General features: G+C 69.1%; 16 protein-coding genes. All 16 read left to right on the forward strand.

Going from position 1 to position 16,371, the window contains the following annotated elements:
* Positions 1–27: 27 nt before the first annotated feature.
* The 16 genes from AB4078_RS17085 to AB4078_RS17160 all read left to right on the forward strand — a co-directional run bounded on the left by AB4078_RS17085 (position 28) and on the right by AB4078_RS17160 (position 16,185).
* On the forward strand, positions 28–468 hold the full coding sequence (locus AB4078_RS17085) for a MarR family winged helix-turn-helix transcriptional regulator (RefSeq protein WP_440732414.1): 441 nt from the start codon (positions 28–30) through the stop codon (positions 466–468).
* 80 nt (positions 469–548) lie between these two features.
* Positions 549–1,256: a DUF4129 domain-containing protein gene (locus AB4078_RS17090; RefSeq protein ID WP_440731482.1), complete on the forward strand. Its 708-nt coding sequence runs from the start codon at positions 549–551 to the stop codon at positions 1,254–1,256.
* Complete coding sequence (locus AB4078_RS17095) at positions 1,253–1,744, forward strand: hypothetical protein (protein ID WP_441978127.1); 492 nt, start codon at positions 1,253–1,255, stop codon at positions 1,742–1,744. Before AB4078_RS17090 ends, AB4078_RS17095 begins: the two co-directional genes overlap by 4 nt.
* Before the next feature lie 2 nt (positions 1,745–1,746).
* Positions 1,747–2,745, forward strand: a complete 999-nt coding sequence (locus AB4078_RS17100) for an AAA family ATPase (RefSeq protein WP_441978128.1) — start codon at positions 1,747–1,749, stop codon at positions 2,743–2,745.
* On the forward strand, positions 2,742–4,049 hold the full coding sequence (locus AB4078_RS17105; RefSeq protein WP_441978129.1) for a DUF58 domain-containing protein: 1,308 nt from the start codon (positions 2,742–2,744) through the stop codon (positions 4,047–4,049). Before AB4078_RS17100 ends, AB4078_RS17105 begins: the two co-directional genes overlap by 4 nt.
* Positions 4,046–4,609, forward strand: a complete 564-nt coding sequence (locus AB4078_RS17110) for a hypothetical protein (RefSeq protein ID WP_440731486.1) — start codon at positions 4,046–4,048, stop codon at positions 4,607–4,609. The genes AB4078_RS17105 and AB4078_RS17110 overlap by 4 nt, the downstream gene beginning before the upstream one ends.
* A 46-nt stretch (positions 4,610–4,655) precedes the next feature.
* Complete coding sequence (uvrA, locus tag AB4078_RS17115; protein ID WP_441978130.1) at positions 4,656–7,574, forward strand: excinuclease ABC subunit UvrA; 2,919 nt, start codon at positions 4,656–4,658, stop codon at positions 7,572–7,574.
* Entirely contained in the window at positions 7,574–9,565 is a 1,992-nt protein-coding gene (gene uvrC, locus AB4078_RS17120; RefSeq protein WP_441978131.1) for an excinuclease ABC subunit UvrC, read from the forward strand. The genes uvrA and uvrC overlap by 1 nt, the downstream gene beginning before the upstream one ends.
* Before the next feature lie 27 nt (positions 9,566–9,592).
* Positions 9,593–10,462, forward strand: coding sequence for an RNase adapter RapZ (gene rapZ, locus AB4078_RS17125; protein WP_440731489.1), 870 nt, complete (start codon positions 9,593–9,595; stop codon positions 10,460–10,462).
* Positions 10,463–10,548: 86 nt separating this feature from the next.
* Positions 10,549–11,526: a DNA-binding protein WhiA gene (gene whiA / locus AB4078_RS17130; RefSeq protein ID WP_441978132.1), complete on the forward strand. Its 978-nt coding sequence runs from the start codon at positions 10,549–10,551 to the stop codon at positions 11,524–11,526.
* A gap of 198 nt (positions 11,527–11,724) precedes the next feature.
* Positions 11,725–12,351, forward strand: coding sequence for a superoxide dismutase (locus AB4078_RS17135; RefSeq protein ID WP_441978133.1), 627 nt, complete (start codon positions 11,725–11,727; stop codon positions 12,349–12,351).
* 100 nt (positions 12,352–12,451) lie between these two features.
* Positions 12,452–13,462, forward strand: a complete 1,011-nt coding sequence (gene gap / locus AB4078_RS17140) for a type I glyceraldehyde-3-phosphate dehydrogenase (protein WP_440731492.1) — start codon at positions 12,452–12,454, stop codon at positions 13,460–13,462.
* 10 nt (positions 13,463–13,472) lie between these two features.
* Positions 13,473–14,699 (forward strand): phosphoglycerate kinase, encoded by a 1,227-nt coding sequence (locus AB4078_RS17145; RefSeq protein WP_441978134.1) that lies wholly within the window; start codon positions 13,473–13,475, stop codon positions 14,697–14,699.
* On the forward strand, positions 14,690–15,481 hold the full coding sequence (tpiA, locus tag AB4078_RS17150; RefSeq protein WP_440731494.1) for a triose-phosphate isomerase: 792 nt from the start codon (positions 14,690–14,692) through the stop codon (positions 15,479–15,481). The genes AB4078_RS17145 and tpiA overlap by 10 nt, the downstream gene beginning before the upstream one ends.
* 99 nt (positions 15,482–15,580) lie before the next feature.
* Entirely contained in the window at positions 15,581–15,829 is a 249-nt protein-coding gene (gene secG, locus AB4078_RS17155; protein ID WP_251441808.1) for a preprotein translocase subunit SecG, read from the forward strand.
* Positions 15,829–16,185 carry an RNA polymerase-binding protein RbpA gene (locus AB4078_RS17160; RefSeq protein WP_045272527.1) on the forward strand — a complete coding sequence of 119 codons (357 nt, stop codon included), beginning with the start codon at positions 15,829–15,831 and terminating at the stop codon, positions 16,183–16,185. Before secG ends, AB4078_RS17160 begins: the two co-directional genes overlap by 1 nt.
* Positions 16,186–16,371: the final 186 nt, after the last annotated feature.

Consider the following 16,371-nt stretch of genomic DNA (forward strand, 5'->3'; position numbering starts at 1 on the left):
TAGGGCGGTTGGTAACATGTCGGGGTGATCGATCCCACCCCCGACGACCTGCTCCGCTTGGACAACCAGTTGTGCTTCGCCCTCGTGACGGCCGCGCGCAACGTGGTCGGTGTCTACCGGCCGATCCTCGAGCCCCTCGGTCTCACGCATCCCCAGTACCTGGCGATGCTGGCGCTGTGGGAGCAGTCTCCGCGGTCGCTGGGGGAACTGGCGACGGCCCTCGCCATGGATCCGGCGACGGCCTCGCCCCTCGTGAAGCGACTCGAGTCCGACGGGCTGATAGAGCGTCAGCGCAGTGCCGCCGACGAACGCCGACTCGACATCGCTCTCACGTCGCGCGGCGCGGCACTGCGAACGCAAGCGTTGGACGTTCCCCGGCAGGTGATGGCGCGGCTCGGCATGACGGTGCCCGAAGTGGAAGCCGTGCGCGACGCGCTGAACCGGTTCGCCGGCGCTGTCGATCTCTGACGCTGTCTCTGCGCGGCCAGGCCCGCGACGGACGGTTCTCGGTGATCGCGGTGGCGGGTGTCAGCACGTAGGGTGAGGGAATGGTCCGCGACGACCGGCGCCTTCGCACCCTTCCGCTTTCGGGAATGTTCGCCGGTGTGGTGTTTCTGGCCGCGCTGCTCATGGCCATCTCGTCCCTGCAGGGAGTTCCGCAGTTCGGCGACATCGCCTTCGAGCATCGGATCCCGGCGCCGACCCCCGGGCCCGGCACTCAGACGCCCGGCGCCGGGGGAGCGGAGCTTCCCGACAGCCCGATCCTGGGCGTCGTCCTCGTCGTGATCGAGCTCGTGGTCGCTCTCGGCTTCCTGCTGCTGCTCGCCTGGCTGTTCTGGCGCATGGCTCGTGCCCTCTGGGCCGGGCGCCCGCTGAGCCGCGAGACCGGCAGCGCGGTCGAGGTCGGTGAGATCTCGGGGGGCGGAGAAGAGCCGGTGGATGCGGGGGCGATCCGCACGGCGGCGGCGGACGCGCAGGAGGAGATCGACGGGCACCGTGACCCCGGTGATGCGATCGTCGCTGCCTGGGTGCGCCTCGAGGAGGCATCGGCTCGCGCCGGGCGGGCCCGAGTGCCGTCCGAGACGCCGGGGGAGTTCACGCTGCGGATCCTGCGCCGGCGGCCGGGACTGGACGGCGAGCTGGAGACCCTGCTCGGACTCTACGAATCCGTGCGCTTCGGCGGCGCGCGGGCCGATGAGACCGGGCGCGCCACCGCGCGTCGGTGCCTCGCGACCATCGAGGAGGCCTGGCGGTGAAGCGGTGGATCGTGCTGGTCGTGCTGTGGATCGTCATCGGCGTTCCCGTCGCGTTGCTGCTCAGCTTCCTCGGCGTCCCGCTCCCGTTCGGGATCGCATGGATCCTCGCCTTCGCCGCCGCGCTCCTGATCGCGCAGCAGAGCTTCCTCGATGAGTCCGGTCCGTGGCCTCCGCCACCACCCGAACAGTTCCAGCGCGGGTCCGATGTCTCTCGCCTCGCCTGGGCCGTGGACGCCCGCACCGGCGTCGTGGGGATCTCGCTGCGCCGTCGCGTCACCGCGCTTGCCGACCGGCGTCTGCGCGAGCACGGGCTGACCGCGCAGGACGCGGACGCCGACGCGGTCGACACGATCCTCGGACCGGGCTCGCAGGCCGTGCTCGTGGCCGCCGAGATGCGCCGTCCCGATCTCGAACGGCTCCTGCGCGCATTGGAGCAACCGACCGTCCCCTCGACCCGACCCCTGTCCGCCACGACGACCACGGAGTGAGCATGAGCATCGATCAGACCAGAGACGGCGATGCCGCCGCCATCACCGATGCGGCGGCGCGAGTACTCGCGGGCGTGCGCACCGCGGTCGTCGGTATGGACGAGCCGCTGACGCTGGCTCTGGCCACGATCCTCGCCGGTGGTCATGTGCTGTTCGAGGACGTCCCCGGTCTGGGCAAGACGCTCGCCGCCCGCAGCCTCGCGGCGGCGCTCGGGTTGGAGTTCCGACGGCTGCAATGCACGCCGGACATGCTCCCGGGCGACGTCACCGGATCCTTCGTGTACGCCCCGGACTCGGGGGAGTTCCGATTCCGCCCCGGTCCGATCTTCACCGGCCTGTTGCTCGCGGACGAGATCAACCGCACCACGCCGAAGACCCAGTCCGCGATGCTCGAGGCGATGGCGGAGCGTCAGGTGACGGTCGAGGGACGGCGGTACCCCCTGCCCGACCCGTTCCATGTGATTGCGACATCGAACCCGATCGAATACGAGGGCACGTACGCGTTGCCCGAAGCGCAGCTGGACCGGTTCATGGTGCGGCTCGCGGTGGGGTACCCGGAGCCCGAGAACGAGGCGGGCATCGTCGAACAGCGCATCCGTCGGCAGCGGGAGCACAAGGAGGTGGACGCCGTGATCGACGCCGTGGAGCTGCTCGCGCTCCAGGCGGCAGTCGAACGGATCCACGTCGAGGACGACCTGATCCGCTATGCCGTGCACCTTGCCCGTGCCACCCGTACTGCTCAGAACGTCGCGGTCGGGGCTTCGCCGCGTGGATCGCAGGCGCTGATCCTGCTCGCACGGGCCGTCGCGGCCATCGAAGGACGGGGCTACGTCCGCCCCGACGACGTCAAGCGCATCGCGGTCCCCGTGCTCGCGCACCGGCTGACCCTCACACCTCAGGCGTGGGCGCAGGGCGTGGATCCGGCGGGCGTCGTCGCCGCGGTCGTCAACGCGACCCCCGTGCCGCCGACAGTGGCGGAAGCGGGTGCGATCCGCACATGACTGAGAGCCACTCGACGCTGCGCGCGTGGTTGGACTGGCAGCGCACGCCCATCCTGGCTGCGGCGTTCGCCGGGGCGGTTCTCCTCGCGGGCGCGGGCCTGGTGTTCGGCCGTCCCGACGTGATCGCCGCAGGGCTCCCGCTCGCGCTCGCCGGGGTGTGGGCGCTGGCGCGACCGCCTCGATCGACGTCGATGGAGATCGAGTTGAGCGTGGACGCGGCGGCGGACCGGGAATCCGTGCAGGGCCGGATCGAGCTCGTGACGGACGCGGAGTGGATCCAGCTCGCCGTCGATCAGGGCGGCGAGCGCACGGGCGAGGTCGAGACGTGCCAGGGGGAGGCGGCGCGCACCCGCACCCGGACGCTGCATTCCGGTCCGTCCGAGGCGCTCGCCGTCTCAGCCCGGGCGCTGCAGCACGACGGCGCCTGGGCGAGCGCGCCGACGGCGCGTCTCTCTGCCATGTGGGCGGCAGCGCCGCGGACGCGGCGGGTCGCCGAGCTCCCGCTCTCATCGCGTCTGATCGGTCTGCACGGCGCCCACGACGGGCAGCGCGGAGGCACCGGCGGCGACTTCCGCGATATTCATCCGTACGCGCCGGGCGATGAGCTGCGCCGCGTGGACTGGCGTGCGACGGCGCGAATGGCCCGGCGTCCCGGCGAACTGCTGGTGCGGCGCACGAACGCGCTGAGCGACAGTGCCGTGGTCATCGCGCTGGACACCGCGGACGACCTGGGTGCGGTGGTGGCGACCTGGGGCAGCGGCGCGACCGCGCACAGCGGCCCCACATCGATGGACTTCGGGCGGGAAGCCGCGCTGTCGGTCGCGACAGCGGCGATCGGGGCCGGTGACCGCGTCGCATTCCATGCGCTCTCACCGGGCGGCCGTTCGCTGCGCAGCGGATCCGGCGCCCGGCATCTGGAGCGGCTGCGCGGCGTGATCGCCGGCACCGGCGTGGACGGCGACGGCACTCGGTACCGGCGCACACCACCGGTGCCGCCGGGGTCCATCGTGTTCGTGCTCTCGACGTTCTTCGACGGGGTCGCGGCGGATCTCGCGCTGCGCTGGAGCGCGGGAGGACAGGCTGTCGTGGCGATCGACGTGCTGCCGGCGCCGCGGACGCAGCGGCTGACCCCGGCGCAGAACCTCGCGATGCGCACCCTGCTGCTCGAACGTGCCGGCGTGCTCGAGGATCTCCGCGGCGCCGGAGTCGAGGTGATCTCCTGGGATGCGGACGATCCGATGGCGGCCCTCCGGATCGCGGCCCGCACCGCGCGACGCGATCGCGGACGCGGAGCGCGGAGATGAGGGGTCCGCATGAGCTGATCGCGCCGGGTTCGCTACCGGCACCGGTGCTGCGCATCGGCACAGCGGCGATCATCACCGGCGGCGTTCTGCTGCTGAACCCGTATCCGCTGTGGTGGTGGGTGGCGGGAGGCGCATCGCTCCTCTCGGTGATCGTCCCACGATCGATGGGGTCCTGGATCGGCATCGCGTGCATGGCGGTGGGCATGATCCTGACCGAGCCGTCGGCCGGCCGCACGGCCCTGGCGGTCCTGCTCATCCATGCCGCGCACGTCCTCGCCGCCTGGGCGTGGGCCGTGCCGTGGCGCTCCCGCATCCGGCCCGCCGTGCTGCTGCCCGGCGTGCGCCGTCTGCTTCTGATCCAGGCGATCGCGCAATCGGCCGCGACGCTCATGCTGCTCGCCGTGCCGCCGTTGCACGGACCCGGATTCGCCTGGCTGGCGCCGCTCGGCGCCGCCGTTCTCACCGGGGTGAGCGCCGCTGTTCTGCGGGTCTCGTGGGGGCCCGATCCCGCGCCGAAGACGCCTTCCAGCTCCCCGCCCGACGCTGATCGGATGCGCTGAGGGGCCTTCCGGATCCAATGTCGGCGGCCGCTCCTAGACTTGACGGGTGCCGATCGTACCCGTAACCAGCCCCGGAAGACTCAGCGTCCGAGGCGCTCGTGTCCACAACCTCCGCAACGTCGACCTCGAGATCCCGCGCGACTCGCTGGTGGTCTTCACCGGTCTTTCCGGATCCGGGAAGTCGAGCCTGGCGTTCGACACGATCTTCGCCGAAGGGCAGCGCCGTTACGTCGAGTCCCTCAGCGCGTACGCCCGCCAGTTCCTCGGCCAGGTCGACCGGCCCGACGTCGACTTCATCGAGGGACTGAGCCCGGCGGTGTCGATCGACCAGAAGTCGACGAACCGCAACCCGCGCTCCACGGTCGGCACGATCACCGAGATCTACGACTACATGCGCCTGCTCTGGGCGCGCATCGGCGTCCCGCACTGCCCCCAATGCGGTGAGCGGATCCAGCGGCAGACGGTGCAGCAGATCGCGGATCAGCTGATGGAGTTGCCCGAGCGCACCCGGTATCAGATCGTCGCACCCGTGGTGAGCCAGAAGAAGGGCGAGTTCGTCGACCTGTTCCGCGAGCTCGGGGCCAAGGGCTATGCGCGCGCGATCGTCGATGGCGAGCTCGTGCAGCTGGCCGAGCCCCCCGTGCTGAAGAAGAGCTACAAGCACGACATCGGCGTGGTCGTGGACCGCCTCGTGGCGGCTCCCGACATCCTCGGCCGGGTCACCGACTCGGTGGAGACCGCGCTGGGTCTCGCGAGCGGTGTCGTCCAGGTGAACTTCGTGGACGAGGAGGGCGACGACGCCTGGCAGTCGTTCTCGGAGAAGCTGGCGTGCCCCAACGGGCACCCGATCACGCTCACCGAGATCGAGCCGCGCACCTTCTCCTTCAACGCGCCGTTCGGCGCATGCCCCGCCTGCTCCGGTCTCGGCACCCGGATGTCGGTGGATCCCGAGCTCATGCTCGGCGACGAGACCCTGTCGATCCGCGAGGGCGCGATCATCCCCTGGACGACGCAGGGCAAGGGCCTGTTCCAGTACTACGAGCGCCTGCTCGAAGGCCTCGCGGTCGACCTCGACTTCTCTCTCGACACGCCCTGGCACAAGCTGCACTCCGATGTGAAGGAGGCGGTGCTGCACGGTGAGAACTACAAGGTCACCGTGAAGTGGAAGAACCGGTACGGCCGTGAGATGCGCTACTCCTCCGGCTTTGAGGGCGTGGTGCCCTACATCGAGCGGCAGTACCAGCAGGCGGAGAGCGACACCCAGCGCAGCCGCTGGGGCGAGTACCTGCGCGAGGTGCCCTGCCCCGTCTGCAACGGCGACCGGCTCAAGCCGGAGGTCCTGGCCGTGCGGGTGCACGGGCACTCGATCGCCGAGGTGTCTCACAAGAGCCTCGCCGAGGCGCAGCAGTTCATGCAGCGCCTCGAGCTGAGCCCGCGCGAGGCGAAGATCGCCGCGCAGGTGCTGCGCGAGATCCGGCTTCGACTCGACTTCCTGCTGCAGGTCGGCCTGTCCTACCTGAACCTGAGCCGTTCGGCCGGGTCCCTCTCCGGCGGCGAGGCTCAGCGCATCCGCCTCGCGACCCAGATCGGATCCGGGCTCACCGGCGTGCTCTACGTGCTCGACGAGCCGTCGATCGGTCTGCACCAGCGCGACAACCGGCGGCTCATCGAGACGCTGCTGACGCTCCGCGACCTCGGCAACACCCTCATCGTGGTCGAGCACGACGAGGAGACGATCGAGGCGGCGGACTGGGTGGTGGACATCGGCCCGGGCGCCGGTGTGAACGGCGGCCTGGTCGTGCATTCCGGTCCCTACGAGGCGCTGCTGCGTGAGAAGGCCTCGATGACGAGCGACTACCTGGCGGGACGTCGTGAGATCGTCACGCCGAAGAAGCGCCGTCGGATCGATCGCAAGCGCATGCTCAGCGTGGTCGGGGCGAAGGAGAACAACCTCCGCAACGTGACGGCGGACTTCCCCCTCGGGGTGCTCACGGCTGTCACCGGCGTGAGCGGATCCGGCAAGTCCTCGCTCGTCAACGACATCCTGTATCGAGTGCTCGCATCGCGGCTCAACGGGGCGCGCACGGTGCCCGGCAAGCACGTCAGGGTCACCGGCCTCGACAACCTGGACAAGGTCGTGCACGTCGACCAGGCCCCGATCGGACGCACCCCGCGCTCGAACCCGGCCACCTACACGGGCGTGTTCGACCGGATCCGCACGCTGTTCAGCGAGACGCCCGAGGCGAAGGTGCGCGGCTACCAGCCGGGCCGGTTCAGCTTCAACGTCAAGGGCGGGCGCTGCGAGGCGTGCTCGGGCGACGGCACGATCAAGATCGAGATGAACTTCCTGCCCGATGTGTACGTGGACTGCGAGGTCTGTCACGGCAAGCGGTACAACCGCGACACCCTGGCCGTGCACTACAAGGGCAAGAACATCGCCGAGGTGCTCGAGATGCCGATCGAGGAGGCCGCCGAGTTCTTCGAGCCGATCCAGGCGATCCACCGCTACATGAAGACGCTCGTCGATGTCGGGCTCGGCTACGTGCGGCTGGGCCAGTCGGCGACGACCCTGTCCGGCGGCGAGGCGCAGCGCGTCAAGCTCGCCACCGAGCTCCAGCGTCGCAGCAACGGCCGCTCGATCTACGTGCTCGACGAGCCCACCACGGGCCTGCACTTCGAGGACGTGCGCAAGCTCCTCGAAGTGCTGAACGGACTCGTGGACAAGGGCAACACGGTCATCGTGATCGAGCACAACCTGGACGTCATCAAGTCGGCGGACTGGGTGATCGACCTCGGTCCCGAAGGCGGATCCGGCGGCGGTCAGATCATCGCGACCGGTACGCCGGAGCAGGTGGCGCGCAACGCCGACAGCCACACCGGCGTGTTCCTCGCCGAGGTCCTCGGCACGGCACCGGCCGGAGCGCGCCCCGGCGCGCAGCGCGTGCTCGAGCGCAAGGCGGGTTGATGGCCGAAGAACTCCCGTACAAGCCGAGGCAGGGGGAGATCCCGACCGATCCCGGGGTGTACCGCTTCCGCGACGCGCAGGGCAGGGTGCTCTACGTCGGCAAGGCGAAGAACCTGCGGCAGCGGCTGTCGAACTACTTCGCGCCGCTGCGCACCCTGCACGAGCGCACGCGGCGCATGGTCACCACGGCCGCGTCGGTGGAGTGGACCGTGGTGCCGACCGACGTCGACTCCCTGCAGCTCGAGTACATGTGGATCAAGGAGTTCGATCCGCCGTTCAACGTGCGCTACAAGGACGACAAGTCCTACCCGTTCATGGCGATCACGCTCGCCGACGAGGCGCCGCGCGTGATCGTCACCCGCAACCGGCGGATCCCCGGCGCGAAGTACTTCGGGCCGTATCCGAAGGTCTGGGCGGTGCACGACACCATCGATCTGATGATCAAGGTGTTCCCGATCCGCACCTGCAGCGACGCCAGCTATCGCAAGGCGATGCAGACCGGGCGACCATGCTTCCCGGGCCAGATCGGCAAGTGCGGCGGGCCGTGCTCCATGAAGGTCACGATCGCCGAGCACCGGGCGATGGTCGACGACTTCATCGCCTTCATGGAGGGCGGCGACGAGCGCTTCACCCGCGACCTGACGCGGCGGATGCACGAGGCGTCGGCGGCGATGGACTACGAGAGCGCCGCGAAGTATCGCGATCAGCTCTCCTCGATCGAGGCGGTGCTGGGTCGCAGCGCCTTGGTGCTGCCGCAGGACGAGGATGCCGACCTGTTCGGCATCGCCGAGGACGAGCTGTCCGCCGCGATCCAGCACTTCGTGATCCGCGGCGGGCGTGTGCGCGGTGTCCGTGCGTCCACGCTCGACAAGGAGATCGACATCTCGGGCGCGGAACTCGTGGACCAGATCCTGCAGCGCGTGTATGGAGAGGCGAGCGGCGAGCAGGTGCCACGGCGTGTGCTCGTGCCGTCGCTGCCGGACGATACCGTAGAGCTCGAGGAGTGGCTGCGGGAGCGGCGCGGCAAGAAGGTGGAGATCGCCGTCGCGCAGCGCGGGCAGCGCGCGGAGCTGATGCGCAACGCCACTCTCAACGCGCAGCAGGCGCTCATCCGCCACAAGACCCGGCGCTCCAGCGACTACACGACGCGCACCCAGGCGCTCACCGACCTGCAGGACGCGCTCGGCCTCGACGAGGCGCCATTGCGGATCGAGTGCTACGACATCTCGCATCTGAGCGGCACGAACGTGGTGGCGTCGATGGTCGTGTTCGAGGACGGCCTTCCGCGCAAGGACCAGTACCGCTCGTTCAACATCGCCGAGACCACGGACGACACCGACTCGATGTACCAGGTTCTCACGCGCCGGCTCGCGCATATCGACGCACCCGAGGAGACTGCGGAGACCGCGGCTTTCGACGAGAACGGCGAAGAACTCGTCGTCACCGAACGCCGCAAGCCGCGGTTCGCCTACCCGCCGCAGTTGCTCATCGTCGACGGCGGCAAGCCCCAGGTCGAGGCGGCGGCGCGGGCGCTCCGCGATGCCGGCCGTAGCGACATCGGCCTGTGCGGCATCGCCAAGCGCCTCGAGGAGCTGTGGCTGCCGGGGGAGGACTATCCCGTGATCCTGCCGCGGACGAGCGAGGCCCTCTACCTCGTGCAGCGCCTGCGCGACGAGGCGCACCGCTTCGCGATCACCCATCAGCGCAAGCGTCGCCGGCGCGACATCGCCTCGATCCTCGCCGAGGTCCCGGGGCTCGGTGCGGCACGGATCAAGACGCTCCTTCGCCACTTCGGATCCGTCGCCGCATTGCGCCGCGCGGATGCCGCCGAGATCCAGGAGGTGCAGGGGATCGGGCCGACCCTCGCCGAGGCGATCCGCGTGCATCTTGCCGGGTCGGCCTCAGTGTCAGGATCCCGAGAGGGAGTCGAATCCGTCCTGGTCGGCGCTGGATCCGATTCCGATGCCGCTCAGACTCCGCCTTCTGGCTAGGCTGGACACGAGCGAGGAGGAGAGCAGATGAGCGCCGACCAGGGTGAGTTCCTGATCGTCACCGGAATGTCGGGCGCCGGGCGCTCGACGGTCGCGAACGCTCTCGAGGACCTCGGCTGGTACGTGGTCGACAACCTCCCGCCGCAGATGCTCCGTCCCCTGCTCGATCTCGCCAACCTCGGCGGTGCGGCTCTGCCGAAGGTTGCTGCGGTCGTGGACGTGCGCGGGCGCGATCTCTTCGACGGCTTCCCCGGAGTGGCTCGCGCGCTGCGCGAGCACGGATCCGTGCAGGTGGTGTTCCTCGACGCCTCCGATGATGTGCTGGTGCGCCGCTTCGAGTCGGTCCGGCGTCCGCACCCGCTGCAGGGCGACGGGACGCTGCTCGATGGCATCCGCACCGAGCGGACCAGGGTCGCCCCTCTGCGCGAAGCCGCCGACATCATCATCGACACCTCGAGCCTGAACGTGCATCAGCTGGCCACCAAGGTCAACGAGGTGTTCGCCGAGGAGGGCGCCGCGCGCCACAAGCTGACCGTCATGAGCTTCGGCTTCAAGTACGGGCTGCCTTCGGATGCGGACCTCGTGGCCGACATGCGCTTCCTGCCCAACCCGTTCTGGATCGACGAGCTGCGCGGCTCCACGGGTCTGGATTCCGAGGTGCGCGACTACGTGCTCACCCGTGATGGCGCACAGGAGTTCCTCGACGCCTACACGGCGGCGCTGCGTCCGGTGCTGGAGGGGTATCAGCGCGAGAACAAGAGCCACTCGATGGTCGCCATCGGCTGCACGGGCGGCAAGCACCGTTCGGTCGCGATGGTCGAGGAGCTCGCCGCGCGCCTGGGGCAGATCCCAGGGGTCGCGGTGACCGTCCGGCACCGCGATCTCGGGCGAGAGTGAGGCGGACCCGGCCGGTGATGAGCGCCGCGGCCAGGTAAGCTGATCCCTTGTGCCGAGATCCGGCGCCGCCCGTGAGAAGGAGACCCGTGGCACTCACCACCGACGTCAAGGCCGAGCTCGTCAGCATCCGGAACGCACCCCCTTCGGTGCGCGTCGCGGAGGTGACGGCGGTGCTGAGGTTCGCCGGGGGGCTGCACCAGATCGCTAACCGCATCGCGGTCGAGGCGGAGGTGGATGCGGAGCTGCTCGCACGGCGTGTCGCCCGTGACCTTGCCGAGCTTTTCGGCGTCCGTCCCGAGATCGCTCCGATCCAGGGCGCTTCCAGCCACGACGGCGCCAAATACGCTGTGCGGGTGATCGCCGCGGGCGAGACCCTCGCCCGGCAGACGGGGCTGCTCGACCAGCGCCGCCGTCCGGTGCGCGGCCTGCCCAACCGTCTCACCACCGGATCGCGCGAGGAGCTCGCCGGCCTGTGGCGGGGGGCCTTCCTCGCAGCGGGGTCGCTCAGCGAGCCCGGCCGTTCGGCCGTGCTCGAGGTCGCGTGCCCGTCGTCCGAGGCGGCGATGGCCCTCGTCGGCGCCGCACACCGGATCGGCATCGCCGCGAAGGCGCGAGAGGTACGCGGCATGCCGCGCGTCGTCATCCGCGAACCTGAGGGCATCCGCGCCGTGCTCGCCTTGATGGGCGCGTCCAAGACCGCCGCCGCGTGGGAGGAGATGCGTCAGCGCCGCGAGGTGCGCGCCGGCGTCAACCGGCTGGTGAACTTCGACGACGCGAATCTGCGCCGTTCCGCCCAGGCCGCGGTCGCCGCCTGCGCCCGCGTCGAGCGCGCGCTCGAGATCCTCGGCGACGACGTGCCGGAGCACCTCCAGACGGCAGGTGCGCTGCGCCTCGCGCACCGCGACGCCAGCCTCGACGAGCTCGGCCACCACGCCGATCCGCCCCTCACGAAGGACGCCGTCGCGGGCCGCATCCGCCGCCTTCTCGCGATGGCCGACAAGCGCGCTCAGACCGAGGGGATCCCGGGCACCGAAGCCGCCGTACCCGCCGGTTTCGACATCTGACACGTCGTATCGAGGGCCTGCGTTCCGGTCTGTGGAAACACGCCCGGACGCAGGCCCTCGTCGTCGTCACATCCGGAAGGATCCGGACAATCCGCGCGTTGCCGTCATTAGGATGAAAGACGTCCGCCCCGTGCGCACCACCGCGTTTCGGGGGACCGGCAAGCGCCGCGAGCGCGGCGCGGATTGGATGACATCGACATGGCGATCTACACGCTGCCCGACCTTCCGTACGATTTCGCGGCCCTCGAGCCGCACATCAGCGGCAAGATCATGGAGCTGCACCATGACAAGCACCACGCTGCCTACGTCGCCGGAGCGAACGCGGCGCTCGAGTCCCTCGCCGAGGCCCGCGAGAGCGGCAACCTGGCGAACGTGAACAAGCTTGAGAAGGACCTCGCGTTCAACCTCGGCGGACACGTCAACCACTCGATCTTCTGGACCAACCTGTCGCCGAACGGCGGCGGCCAGCCCGAGGGCGAGCTCAAGGCCGCCATCGACGAGTTCTTCGGATCCTTCGAGAAGTTCCAGGCGCACTTCACCGCCGCGGCCATGGGCATCCAGGGCTCCGGCTGGGCCGTGCTGAGCTGGGACCCGATCGGCGCCCGCCTGATCATCCAGCAGCTGTTCGACCAGCAGGGCAACACCGCGCAGGGCACGGTGCCGCTGTTCCAGCTGGACATGTGGGAGCACGCGTTCTACCTGGACTACCTGAACGTCAAGGCCGACTACGTCAAGGCCGCGTGGAACATCGCGAACTGGGAGAACGTCACCCAGCGCCTCGCTGCCGCGCGCGAGAAGACCAACGGACTGCTGGTACTGTCGTAAAAGATGGGCGTCCTGATGGGCGAAAAACCCATCAGGACGCCGTTGTCCGCGCAATCCGCAAGAATCACGCACTTCCTTGAGTAAGAACCAGGAGACTTTCGTGTCTGTCAAGATCGGTATCAACGGCTTCGGCCGAATCGGACGCAACTACTTCCGCGCAGCCCTCGAGCAGGGCGCCGACCTCGAGATCGTCGCGGTCAACGACCTCACCGACAACAAGACCCTCGCGCACCTGCTGAAGTACGACTCCGTGGGCGGCGTGCTCAAGGCGGACGTGAGCTACGACGACGAGAGCATCACCGTCGACGGGCACCACATCAAGGCGTTCGCGGAGCGCGACCCCGCGAACCTGCCGTGGGGTGAGCTGGGCGTCGACATCGTCATCGAGTCGACCGGGTTCTTCACCAAGGCCGAGCTCGCGAAGAAGCACATCGAGGCCGGCGCCAAGAAGGTGCTGATCTCCGCTCCCGCGACCGGCGACGACGCGACCATCGTGATGGGCGTCAACGAGGAGACCTACAACCCGGAGACGGACCACATCATCTCCAACGCCTCGTGCACGACCAACTGCCTCGCGCCGCTGGCCAAGGTGTTCAACGACGAGTTCGGCATCGTCCGCGGCTTCATGATGACCGCGCACGCCTACACCGCCGACCAGAACCTGCAGGACGGCCCGCACAGCGACCTGCGCCGCGCCCGCGCCGCCGCGATCAACATCGTCCCGGCCTCGACCGGTGCGGCCAAGGCCATCGGCCTCGTGCTGCCGGAGCTGAACGGCAAGCTCAGCGGTTCCTCGTACCGTGTGCCCGTCCCCACCGGCTCGATCGTCGACCTGACGCTCATCACGGACCGCGAGGACCTGACGGCTGACGAGGTCAACGCCGCGTACGCGAAGGCCGCCGCCGAGGGTCGCCTCAACGGCTACCTGCAGTACAACGAGGACCAGATCGTCTCGAGCGACATCCAGGGCAACCCCTTCTCGTCGATCTTCGACTCGACGCTCACCAACGTCTCCGGCAACCTGGTCAAGGTCTCCAGCTGGTACGACAACGAGTGGGGCTACTCGAACCGTCTGGTCGACCTCACCGAGTACGTGGCCGAGCGGCTCTAAGCTCATATCCATGACTCTGCGCACCCTCGAATCCCTGAAGGAATCGGTCGGTTCGCTCGACGGAACGCGCGTCATCGTCCGTTGTGACCTCAACGTCCCTCTGCGGGACGGGGTCATCACGGACGATGGCCGTGTTCGAGCGTCGGTGCCGACTCTCAAAGCCCTCATCGACCAGGGGGCGCGCGTGATCGTATGCTCCCACCTCGGTCGTCCCGAGGGCGCCCCCGACCCCCAGTACAGCCTGGCGCCCGTCGCGGCGCGCCTGGGCGAGCTGCTCGGGCAGCCGGTCGCATTCGCGGCCGACACGGTCGGCGCCGCCGCGCAGGACGCCGTCGCGGCGCTCCAGCCCGGTGGCGTGGTCGTGCTCGAGAACCTCCGCTTCAACCCGGGCGAGACCTCGAAGGACGACGCCGAGCGCCGCGCCTTCGCGGAGCAGCTCGCGGCCCTCGGCGATGCGCTCGTCTCCGACGGGTTCGGAGTCGTACACCGCAAGCAGGCGAGCGTCTACGACCTCGCGCAGATTCTGCCGTCCGCGGCCGGTCTGCTCATCGAAGCCGAGCTGACGGTCCTCGACCGCCTCACCGAGAACCCCGAGCGCCCTTACACGGTCGTGCTCGGCGGGTCCAAGGTCTCCGACAAGCTCGGCGTGATCTCGCACCTGCTGCCGCGGGTCGACCGCCTCCTGGTCGGCGGCGGAATGCTGTTCACCTTCCTCGCGGCACAGGGCCACGCGGTCGCCTCCAGCCTTCTGGAGAAGGACCAGCTCGAAACGGTGCGCGGCTACATCTCCGAAGCAGCCGAGCTCGGCGTGGAGCTCGTGCTCCCCACCGACGTGGTCGTCGCGGCATCGTTCTCCGCGGATGCCGCTCACGAGGTCGCCGCCGCCGATGCCATCGAGGCGACGTCCTTCGGGGCCTCGGGCATCGGACTCGACATCGGGCCGGACAGTGCCGCCCGCTTCGCGGATGCGATCCGCGGATCCAAGACCGTCTTCTGGAACGGGCCCATGGGCGTGTTCGAGTTCCCGGCCTTCGCCGCCGGCACCAGAGCCGTCGCGGAGGCGCTGACCGAGACCGACGGCCTGAGCGTGGTCGGTGGCGGCGATTCCGCCGCAGCCGTGCGTCAGCTCGGTTTCGCGGATGATCAGTTCGGTCACATCTCGACGGGCGGCGGCGCGAGCCTCGAGTTCCTCGAGGGCAAGAAGCTTCCCGGACTGGAGGTCCTCGGATGGGCATGAACAGCAGAACCCCGCTGATCGCGGGCAACTGGAAGATGAACCTCGATCACCTGCAGGCGGTCGCATTCGTGCAGAAGCTGCACTGGACGCTCAAGGACGCCAAGCACGAAGACGGCACGGTCGAGGTGGCGGTCTTCCCGCCGTTCACCGACCTGCGCAGCGTGCAGACGCTGATCGACGCTGACAAGATCCCCTTCGCCTTCGGCGCGCAGGATCTGTCGCAGCACGATTCGGGGGCGTACACCGGCGAGATCTCCGGTGCGTTCCTGGCCAAGCTCGATGCGAGCTACGTCATCATCGGCCACTCGGAGCGACGCGAGTACCACGCGGAGAGCGATGAGATCGTGGCGGCCAAGACCAAGGCCGCACTCAAGCACGGTCTGGTTCCGGTGATCTGCGTCGGTGAGACGGCGGAGGACCTGGAGAAATTCGGCGCGAGCGCCGTGCCCGCAGGTCAGCTCGAGGCGGCGTTGCGGGGACTCGACGCGAAGGCGGACATCGTCGTCGCGTACGAGCCCGTCTGGGCCATCGGCTCGGGTCAGGCCGCGACTCCGCAGCAGGCGCAGGATGTCTGCGCGGTCCTGCGTGGAGTCATCGCGAAGGTCCTCGGCGACGAGGCGGCCGCGCGGACTCGCATCCTCTACGGCGGCTCGGTGAAGTCGGCGAACATCGCCGGGTTCATGCGCGAGCCCGACGTGGACGGCGCACTGGTCGGTGGAGCGAGCCTGGTCGTCGACGAGTTCGCTGCGATCGTCCGCTATCAGAAGCACGTCGGGGTGTGACACGCGTCTCCGCCCCGAGCGGCGGAGACGTCTCGACGTATAATTGACCGTTACCCGGGATCCCGCGCGCCCGTGCGGGCCCGAGCGAAAGGCCGATCCGTGGATATTCTCCAGTTCATCCTGCAGGTACTGCTGGGCATCACCAGCGTCCTGCTGACCCTTCTGATCCTGCTCCACAAGGGGCGCGGCGGAGGCCTCTCCGACATGTTCGGCGGCGGCATGTCGTCCGCGGTCGGATCCAGCGGTCTCGCCGAGCGGAACCTCAACCGCTTCACGGTCGTTCTCGCTCTGGTCTGGTTCGTGGCGGTCGTCGGACTCGGCCTCATCACGAAGTTCGAGGCCATCTGATGGCGACCGGCGGCAACGCGATCCGCGGGACGAGGGTCGGATCGGGCCCCATGGGGGAGCAGGACCACGGCTATCACGCCGACCGCATCGCGATCTCGTACTGGGACGGGCTCGGCAACGAGACCGTGCGGTACTTCGCGGCGGGCCTGCCCGAGGAGGAGATCCCGGACATCATCGATCACCCGCACTCCGGACTTCCCGCCGGGCGGGACAAGGAGAACCCGCCGGAGATCGCGAAGGCGGAGCCCTACAAGACGCACCTCGCGTACGTGAAGGAACGCCGAACCGACGAGGAGGCCGAGCAGCTTCTCGGCGACGCCCTCGCACAGCTGCGCGAGCGGCGCGGTCAGTCCTGACTTCGTCGCGCACCGTCGCACCCGAGAGCCCCTGCTTTGAACTGACCCCCGGGAGTTGGACTGAGAAATCAGTTTCGACTCCTGGGGGTCAGTTCTTTGCATCCGAGGAGTTCACTTTCTGAGGCGCAGCGGTTGGCGGCGGTAGCGTCGTTTGAAGAGGGTCTCGCTGACAGGGCGGTATCGACC

It is taken from the genome of Microbacterium sp. 2MCAF23 (assembly GCF_052115565.1).
Lineage (GTDB): Bacteria > Actinomycetota > Actinomycetes > Actinomycetales > Microbacteriaceae > Microbacterium.

Excerpts from the sequence above, each read along its gene's own strand:
- AB4078_RS17145 (WP_441978134.1), top strand. The coding sequence starts at position 13,473 with ATGACTCTGCGCACCCTCGAATCCCTGAAGGAATCGGTCGGTTCGCTC.
- AB4078_RS17110 (WP_440731486.1), top strand. The coding sequence starts at position 4,046 with ATGAGGGGTCCGCATGAGCTGATCGCGCCGGGTTCGCTACCGGCACCG.
- AB4078_RS17160 (WP_045272527.1), top strand. The coding sequence starts at position 15,829 with ATGGCGACCGGCGGCAACGCGATCCGCGGGACGAGGGTCGGATCGGGC.
- AB4078_RS17105 (WP_441978129.1), top strand. The coding sequence starts at position 2,742 with ATGACTGAGAGCCACTCGACGCTGCGCGCGTGGTTGGACTGGCAGCGC.
- AB4078_RS17090 (WP_440731482.1), top strand. The coding sequence starts at position 549 with ATGGTCCGCGACGACCGGCGCCTTCGCACCCTTCCGCTTTCGGGAATG.
- tpiA (WP_440731494.1), top strand. The coding sequence starts at position 14,690 with ATGGGCATGAACAGCAGAACCCCGCTGATCGCGGGCAACTGGAAGATG.
- AB4078_RS17135 (WP_441978133.1), top strand. The coding sequence starts at position 11,725 with ATGGCGATCTACACGCTGCCCGACCTTCCGTACGATTTCGCGGCCCTC.
- uvrC (WP_441978131.1), top strand. The coding sequence starts at position 7,574 with ATGGCCGAAGAACTCCCGTACAAGCCGAGGCAGGGGGAGATCCCGACC.
- AB4078_RS17100 (WP_441978128.1), top strand. The coding sequence starts at position 1,747 with ATGAGCATCGATCAGACCAGAGACGGCGATGCCGCCGCCATCACCGAT.
- rapZ (WP_440731489.1), top strand. The coding sequence starts at position 9,593 with ATGAGCGCCGACCAGGGTGAGTTCCTGATCGTCACCGGAATGTCGGGC.